5 protein-coding genes are annotated in these 7,205 nt (G+C 63.5%); 4 read left to right on the top strand and 1 reads right to left on the bottom strand.

Going from position 1 to position 7,205, the window contains the following annotated elements:
* Positions 1-327: 327 nt before the first annotated feature.
* Together VQ045_RS20745 and VQ045_RS20740 are read left to right on the top strand one after the other, a co-directional pair.
* Positions 328-1,290, top strand: a complete 963-nt coding sequence (locus VQ045_RS20745; protein WP_331831470.1) for a TAXI family TRAP transporter solute-binding subunit — start codon at positions 328-330, stop codon at positions 1,288-1,290.
* A gap of 141 nt (positions 1,291-1,431) precedes the next feature.
* The gene (locus VQ045_RS20740) at positions 1,432-4,335 is read left to right on the top strand and encodes a TRAP transporter permease (protein ID WP_331831469.1); all 2,904 of its coding nucleotides are present in this window, start codon (positions 1,432-1,434) and stop codon (positions 4,333-4,335) included.
* Between the two features lie 348 nt (positions 4,336-4,683).
* On the opposite strand, the gene VQ045_RS20735 is transcribed toward VQ045_RS20740, so the two are convergent.
* Positions 4,684-5,301: a ribonuclease D gene (locus VQ045_RS20735; RefSeq protein WP_327625965.1), complete on the bottom strand. Its 618-nt coding sequence runs from the start codon at positions 5,299-5,301 to the stop codon at positions 4,684-4,686.
* A gap of 474 nt (positions 5,302-5,775) precedes the next feature.
* On the opposite strand from VQ045_RS20735, the gene VQ045_RS20730 reads away from it, so the two are divergent.
* Positions 5,776-6,363, top strand: a complete 588-nt coding sequence (locus tag VQ045_RS20730) for a hypothetical protein (RefSeq protein WP_327625964.1) — start codon at positions 5,776-5,778, stop codon at positions 6,361-6,363.
* Between the two features lie 33 nt (positions 6,364-6,396).
* Positions 6,397-7,205 (top strand): HAMP domain-containing protein (locus tag VQ045_RS20725; protein WP_331831468.1); only part of this gene is annotated, 809 nt, incomplete at its 3' end.

Here is a 7,205-nt window from a genome sequence, read left to right as displayed (position 1 = left end):
TCATCCCCGCCCTCGGCCAAAGGCACGAAGGCTATCACTGGCGGAGTTTTGCTCCGGCCAACAGCCAGATATCCGGCCGCTTCAGTGGTGGATTTTTGCACCGGCGCTCTCAGTCCGGATCGCACCCGCTCTCTTCATGTCGACATCTCCCGCGTTCAACCCGTACCCTCGCAGCAAGAAAGGGCGGCGACCGGGTGCGGCAATGCCGCGCGGCGACCGCGAATTGCCCGTTACGCCCTATCCCGCGTTATAAAAAAGATTGACGATGGCCCGAAGCCCGCCAAATCAATACGTTGCGGTTGAAGTGGACGAAAAAGGGAAAATCTCATGAAAACACTTGGATGGGTCGCCGCGGGTATCGCGGCCATGACCATGACCACCGGCGCCGCCTCGGCGCAGGAAAAATTCATCACCATTGGCACCGGCGGCCAGACCGGCGTCTATTTCGTCGTCGGCCAGTCGATCTGCAAGCTGGTCAATCGCGGCCAGGCCGAGCATGGGCTGAAATGTACCGCGCCGTCGACCGGCGGCTCGGTCGCCAACATCAATGCGGTCAAGGCCGGCGACCAGACGCTGGGCGTCGCCCAGTCCGATATGCAGTACAACGCCCTTGAGGGGAAGGCGCCTTGGGACGGCGACCCGTTCAAGGGCGAGCGGGCGGTGTTCTCGATCCATCCCGAGCCGATGACGGTGGTGGCGCGGGCCGATTCCGGCATCGAGACCTTCGACGATCTGAAGGGCAAGCGCGTCAATATCGGCAATCCGGGCTCCGGGCAGCGCGCGACCATGGAAGTCGTCATGGACCGCATGGGCTGGACGATAGACGACTTCTCGCTCGCTTCCGAGCTGAAGGCGGCCGAGCAGTCGCAGGCGCTGTGCGACAACAATGTCGACGCCATCATTTACACGGTCGGCCACCCGAACGGCTCGATCCAAGAGGCGACGACGACCTGCGAGGCCAAGCTGATTCCGATGACCGGCCCCGAGATCGACAAGCTGGTCGAGGAGAACCCGTATTATTCGGCGGCGACGATCCCCGGCGGTCTTTACGAGGGCAATCCGGACGAGACGCAGACCTTCGGCGTGCGGGCCACCATGGTCTCCTCCGACCAGGTCGACGAGGAGACCGTCTACCAGGTCGTCAAGGCGGTGTTCGACAATTTCGACCGCTTCAAGAAGCTGCATCCGGCCTTCGAGAACCTCACCAAAGAGGAAATGACCAAGGCCGGTCTGTCGGCGCCGCTGCATCCGGGCGCCGAGCGCTACTTCAAGGAAGCCGGGCTTCTGTAAGCCCTTATATCGGCGGCGGGGCCCGCATCGGTCCCGCCGCTTCACCATCCCGCGACCGCCCTCCGATTGTCTTCGGTCCTGACCGGGTCGGCGCGGGCGTCGTACCGACCGGACCCTCTTCAGGCAAAGCGAGCTCCTGCAATGACCAAAACTCCGCGTCATTCCGAGAGCCTCGATGACGAGCGCCGGCGCGAGATCGACAGCGTCGATGTCGAAGCGGCGACATCGCGCCAGGAATCGCTGCATGACCTCGTCGCCTCGTCCGACACCGGCGGCCGCAGTCCGGCAAGGCCTGTCGCATACCTGATCTCGGGTACGGCGCTCGTCTGGTCGCTGTTCCAGCTGTGGATCGCCTCGCCGCTGCCCTTCATGGTCGGCGTCGGCGTCTTCAACAATACCGAAACCCGGTCGATCCATCTCTCCTTCGCGCTGTTCCTGGCCTTTCTGGCCTTCCCGGCATCGCGGTCGATCTTCCAGCTCGCCCTCGGCATCGGCGTGCCGTTGCTCCTGGGCTTCCTGTTTCTGGAAGGCGCAACGGGCGTCTTGCCGGTCTGGTACGTCCCGGTGATCACAATCGCCATGATCGTCGCGGTCGTGCTGCCGTCACCGAACAAGCGCGTTCTGCCGCATGAATGGGTGCTGGCGATCGCCGGCGCGGCGACGGCCTCCTATCTCTATTTCGCCTATGAATCGATCTCCGGCCGCATCGGCGCGCCGAACATGACCGACTTCATGGTCGGCACGGTCGGACTGATGGTGCTCCTGGAAGCCACTCGCAGGGCGCTCGGGCCGGCGCTGATGGTGGTGGCCTCGGTGTTCCTCATCTACACCTTCCTCGGCCCCTACATGCCGTCGATCATCGCCCACAAGGGCAATTCGCTCTCCGAGGTGATCAACCACCAGTGGATCACCACCGAGGGTGTCTTCGGTATCGCGCTGGGCGTTTCCACCTCCTTCGTCTTCCTGTTCGTGCTGTTTGGCTCGCTGCTCGATAAGGCCGGCGCCGGCAGCTACTTCATCAACGTCGCCTTCTCGCTGATGGGCCACATGCGCGGTGGCCCGGCCAAGGCGGCCGTCGTTTCCTCGGCGATGACCGGGCTGATCTCCGGCTCCTCGATCGCCAACGTCGTGACCACCGGCACCTTTACCATCCCGCTGATGAAGCGGGTCGGCTTCTCGGCCGAAAAAGCCGGCGCGGTCGAAACCGCCTCGTCGGTCAACGGCCAGATCATGCCGCCCGTCATGGGCGCTGCCGCGTTCCTGATGGTCGAATACGTCGGCATTCCCTATTTCGACGTGGTCAAACACGCCTTTCTGCCGGCGGTCATCTCTTACATCGCGCTGGTCTATATCGTTCATCTGGAAGCGTTGAAGGCCGGCATGGAGGGCCTGCCGCGCGCCTATGTGCCCAAGCCCTGGCTGCAATGGCTGGTCGGCGTCGTGTTCGGCATCCTGGTGCTGTGCGCCATTTCCCTCGCCGTCTATTACGGCATCGGCTGGATCCGCCCGGCCTTCGGCGAGAATGCCGGCTGGATCGTCTTCGCGCTGCTGATCGCCGTCTATGTCGGCCTTTTATGGTACGGCGCGAAATATCCGGCGCCGCAAATCGACGACCCGGACAAGCCGATCACCGAACTGCCGCTGCCCGGCCCGACGGTCAAATCCGGCCTGCATTTCATCCTGCCGGTCGTGGTTCTTGTCTGGGCGCTGATGGTCGACCGCCTCTCGCCGGGGCTTTCGGCGTTCTGGGCCGCGACGTTCATGATCTTCATCCTGGTGACCCAGCATCCGATCACGGCCTTCTTCCGGGGCACCGGCAATTATGGCCTCGAGGCGGGCCGCGGCCTGATCGATCTGGTCGACGGGCTGATCACCGGCGCTCGCAACATGATCGGCATCGGCATCGCGACGGCGACCGCCGGCGTCATCGTCGGCGCCGTGTCGCAGACCGGCGTGGGTTCGGCGCTGGCGGAAGTGGTCGAGGTGCTGTCGGGCGGCAACCTTCTCGCCATCCTGTTCCTGACGGCGATCCTGTCGCTGATTCTCGGCATGGGGCTGCCGACCACGGCGAACTATATCGTCGTCTCGGCGCTGCTTGCCCCGGTGATCGTCACCCTCGGCGAGGCCAACGGATTGATCGTGCCGCTGATCGCGGTGCATCTCTTCGTGTTCTACTTCGGCATCATGGCCGACGTGACACCGCCGGTCGGGCTGGCCTCCTTCGCGGCGGCGGCGGTTTCCGGCGGTGATCCGATCAAGACCGGCGCGATCGCCTTTTTCTATTCCCTGCGCACGGCNACACCGCCGGTCGGGCTGGCCTCCTTCGCGGCGGCGGCGGTTTCCGGCGGTGATCCGATCAAGACCGGCGCGATCGCCTTTTTCTATTCCCTGCGCACGGCGGCGCTGCCGTTCCTGTTCATCTTCAACACCGATCTGTTGCTGATCAATGTCGACGTTTTCCACGGCATTTTCATCTTCATCGTCGCGACGATTGCGATGCTTCTGTTCGCCGCGGCGACGCAGGGCTGGTTCCTCACTAAGAACCGCATCTGGGAAGGCGTCGCGTTGCTTTTGATCGCGTTCACCCTGTTCCGGCCGGGCTTCTGGATGGACATGGCGGTGCCGCCCTACAACGACAGACCGGCGAGCGAATTGGCGGCGGCGGCCGGCAATACGCCGCAGGGACAACCGCTGCGCCTGCGAATTGCCTATCTTGATGCTTTCGGCGCCCCTTCCGAGCGCACGGTCGACCTGCCTTTGCCGGATGGGGCGAGCGGCGAGGAAAGACTGGCCAACGCCGGGCTCGAGCTTGTCGAAACCGACGGCAAGACGATGATCGACAATGTCGCGTTTGGCTCGCCGGCCGAAGCCGTCGGCCTCGATTGGGATCAGCAGATCACGCTGGTCAGAACGCCGACCGAGCAGCCGACGAAATATTGGATGTTCCTGCCCGCCCTGGCGCTGTTGGGTCTGATCGTCTGGGGCCAGCGCCGCCGCGCGCCGCGCGAGCCGGCACGGCCCAAGGCCGGGGCTATGGCGGGCTGAGAAGAGTTGCCGGGGAAATGATCAAGGCGCCGCAAGCCCAAGCTTGCCGCGCCTTGAATGGATGCAGTCGGCGCCGGCTATTGGCCGGCTGCCGTTCGAATTTCAGCCGATGACCGACAGCAAAACGACGGTCGCCGCCAGGGCGAGGGTGATCATGCCGGTAACGGCGAGGGTCTGGAAAACTTCGCTGCGGATCATGGTTGGCGCCTTTCATGCGAGCGCGTGGGTGATGCGCCGCATGTGCGATGCACAAGCGCCTCGTTCCAGTCCGCATTGCGACATTTTTCGTCGCCGTAATGGCAAAATCAGCTCCGCGCGACCTTGGCTCGTCCGCCAGGCCTACAGCCTTCAGGCCGAGTGTGAGAAAATGTCCTCGTCGTCCCAGCCAGCGAGGTCGAGCTTCGCTCGGGTCGGCAGGAAGGCAAAGCAGGCCTTGGCCAGATCCATCCGGTCCTCGCGCTCGAGCCGCTTATAGAGGCCGCCCATGATGTCGTGGAGATACAGAACGTCCGAGGCGGCATATTCGATCTGCGCCGGCGACAAGGTCTCGGCGGCCCAGTCGGAGGATTGCTGCTGCTTGGACAGGTCGGTGCCGGCCATCTCGCGCGCCAGATCCTTCAGCCCGTGCCGGTCGGTATAGGTCCGCGTCAGCCGCGAGGCGATCTTGGTGCAGAAGATGCCGTCGGTCATCACCCCGAAGGCGTGATAGAGCGCGGCGATGTCGAAGCGGGCATAGTGGAAGATCTTGGTCTTCGACGCGTCCTTGAGCAGCGTCGTCAGGTTTGGCGCCTCGCGCTGGCCCTTGGCGATCTGCACGATGTCCGCCGTGCCGTCGCCGGGCGACAGCTGGACGACGCAAAGCCGGTCGCGGCGCGTGTCGAGGCCGAGCGTTTCGGTGTCGATGGCGACGGGGCCGGTATAGCGGGAAATGTCGGGAAGATCGCCTTTGTGGACGCGGATGGTCATGGACTGCCTTCGTTCTGGGGGTGCGTTCCGCCCGCTCTAGCGGTTTTTGTCTGTAGGCAAAAGGCTTCCTGCCCACTGCAAACCGTCCTGGCCAGCCAAAGAGCGCCGGGTAGTGCGTGCGAGATAACCCCCGAAACGGCCCGGATCATGCGTTTCTGACGTGACGTCGAGTATGCGCCGCGAAGCCGACTGGCCGAGCTTGAAGGTACACATTACTGACGAAATCCGTCCGTCTTACATAGGGTCCGCGTAAGCATCGACAGTTAAAACGATTTCTTCATGTTTCTACCAGAAGGTTTGCCTCGGTCGGGCGCTCGAGGGGGAGCAAAGCGCCGGTAATCGTGACCCGTCATCGGGGAAGCGACGTCGGCTTTGTGCCGCGAAGGGGTCGGCCGAAACTAGCGCATCCAATCCATTCGCGGTTCGGCCACGTCCGGATCGCAATGCTTCACATAAAACAATCAAGGGGAAACAATGCTCAAGAACATGATGATGACCGCCGCCGCCGGCGCCCTGCTCTTCGGTGCAAGCCTGGTGACACCCGCGCTTGCCGATCAGCACGAGGCGCCGATCAAGGAATTGGTGGAAGCGAAACTGAAGGCGGCCCTGAACGATCCGGTCGTCATCGCGGCCATCAAGGCGCAGAACGAAAAGAACGCGGCGATGGCGCAAGCCGATATCGACGCGCTGGACAAGCAGTGGCGCGGCGAGGTCGACGCCGGCGGCGGGGCACTGGTCGACGCAACCCTTGCTTCCGAACTGTCGACCTACCTGAAGAAGGTCAAGGACGACCAGCAGGGCGCGCTGACCGAACTCTTCGTCATGGACGCGAAGGGCCTGAATGTCGGGCAGAGCGACCCGACGTCGGATTACTGGCAGGGCGACGAAGCCAAATGGCAGAAGACCTTCAGTGCTGGCGCCGACGCGGTCTTCGTCGACGAGATCGAGCAGGACGAATCGACCCAGCAGCTGCAGTCGCAGGCCAGCTTCACGATCACCGATCCTGAGACCGGCGAGCCGATCGGTGCCGCGACTGCCGGCATCAATCTCGAGATGCTCTGATTGTAAGCCCTATCGGGTAAGGAAGCCTCAGCCATGTCAAATTCCACATCGCATCCATCCGGTCGCACGCTCTCCATCGGGCTCAAGGCGGCACTGGCGACAGCCGTGCCGGTTCTGCTCGGGATCGCGGCACTTGTCGCCATCCAGGTGCAGAACCTCAAGAGCACGATCTATCAGGAAGCCGAAGGCAGCACGGTCACCATCGTGCAGCTGATGGCCGATCAGATGGCGGGCGGTGTGAAATGGGGCAAGGCTGAGGTCGTCGACAAGGTCTATGCCGATCTGGCGGCGCAAGACGGCAACGAACTGTCCGACGTCCTGGTCCTGAACAAGGAAGGGGCGCCCGTAACCCAATTTTCCGACGACGCGCTGAACAGTGCCGGCGATCTGTCGGCGACCGTCGCCGCCGCGGCCCCCAAGGTCGACGCCGGCGAGATCAGCACGAGCTGGTCAGGCCAACATCTTTTGATCGTCGCGCCAATTGCTCCAGGTGGCGAACACATCGGCACAGTGGCCATGGCGTGGGACCTCTCGCGCCTGGGCGTCTTGGTTCAAGCCGAAATGTGGAAGGGTGCGCTCTTCGGCATCGTCATCGCCGGCATGGTCGTTGGCGTGGTTGCCTTCTTCCTCAAACGCAGCGTGACTGGGCCTATCAGCACCGTTACCGGTGTTATGACGACGCTGGCCGAAGGCGATAATACCGTCGAGGTCCCACATGTGGAGCGTGGCGACGAGATTGGCCGGATGGCGAATGCGGTGTTGGCGTTCAAGCAGGCGGCGTTGGAAAAGCAGCGGGTCGAGGCCGAGGCGGTGACGCGGCGCGAGGAGGCCGAGGCCGAGCG

The sequence above is a fragment of the Aurantimonas sp. E1-2-R+4 genome (assembly GCF_036549515.1).
Taxonomy (GTDB): Bacteria; Pseudomonadota; Alphaproteobacteria; order Rhizobiales; family Rhizobiaceae; genus Aurantimonas; species Aurantimonas coralicida_A.
The sequence above is the reverse complement of the archived record's forward strand: the minus strand, read 5'-3'. Positions and strand labels throughout refer to the sequence as shown.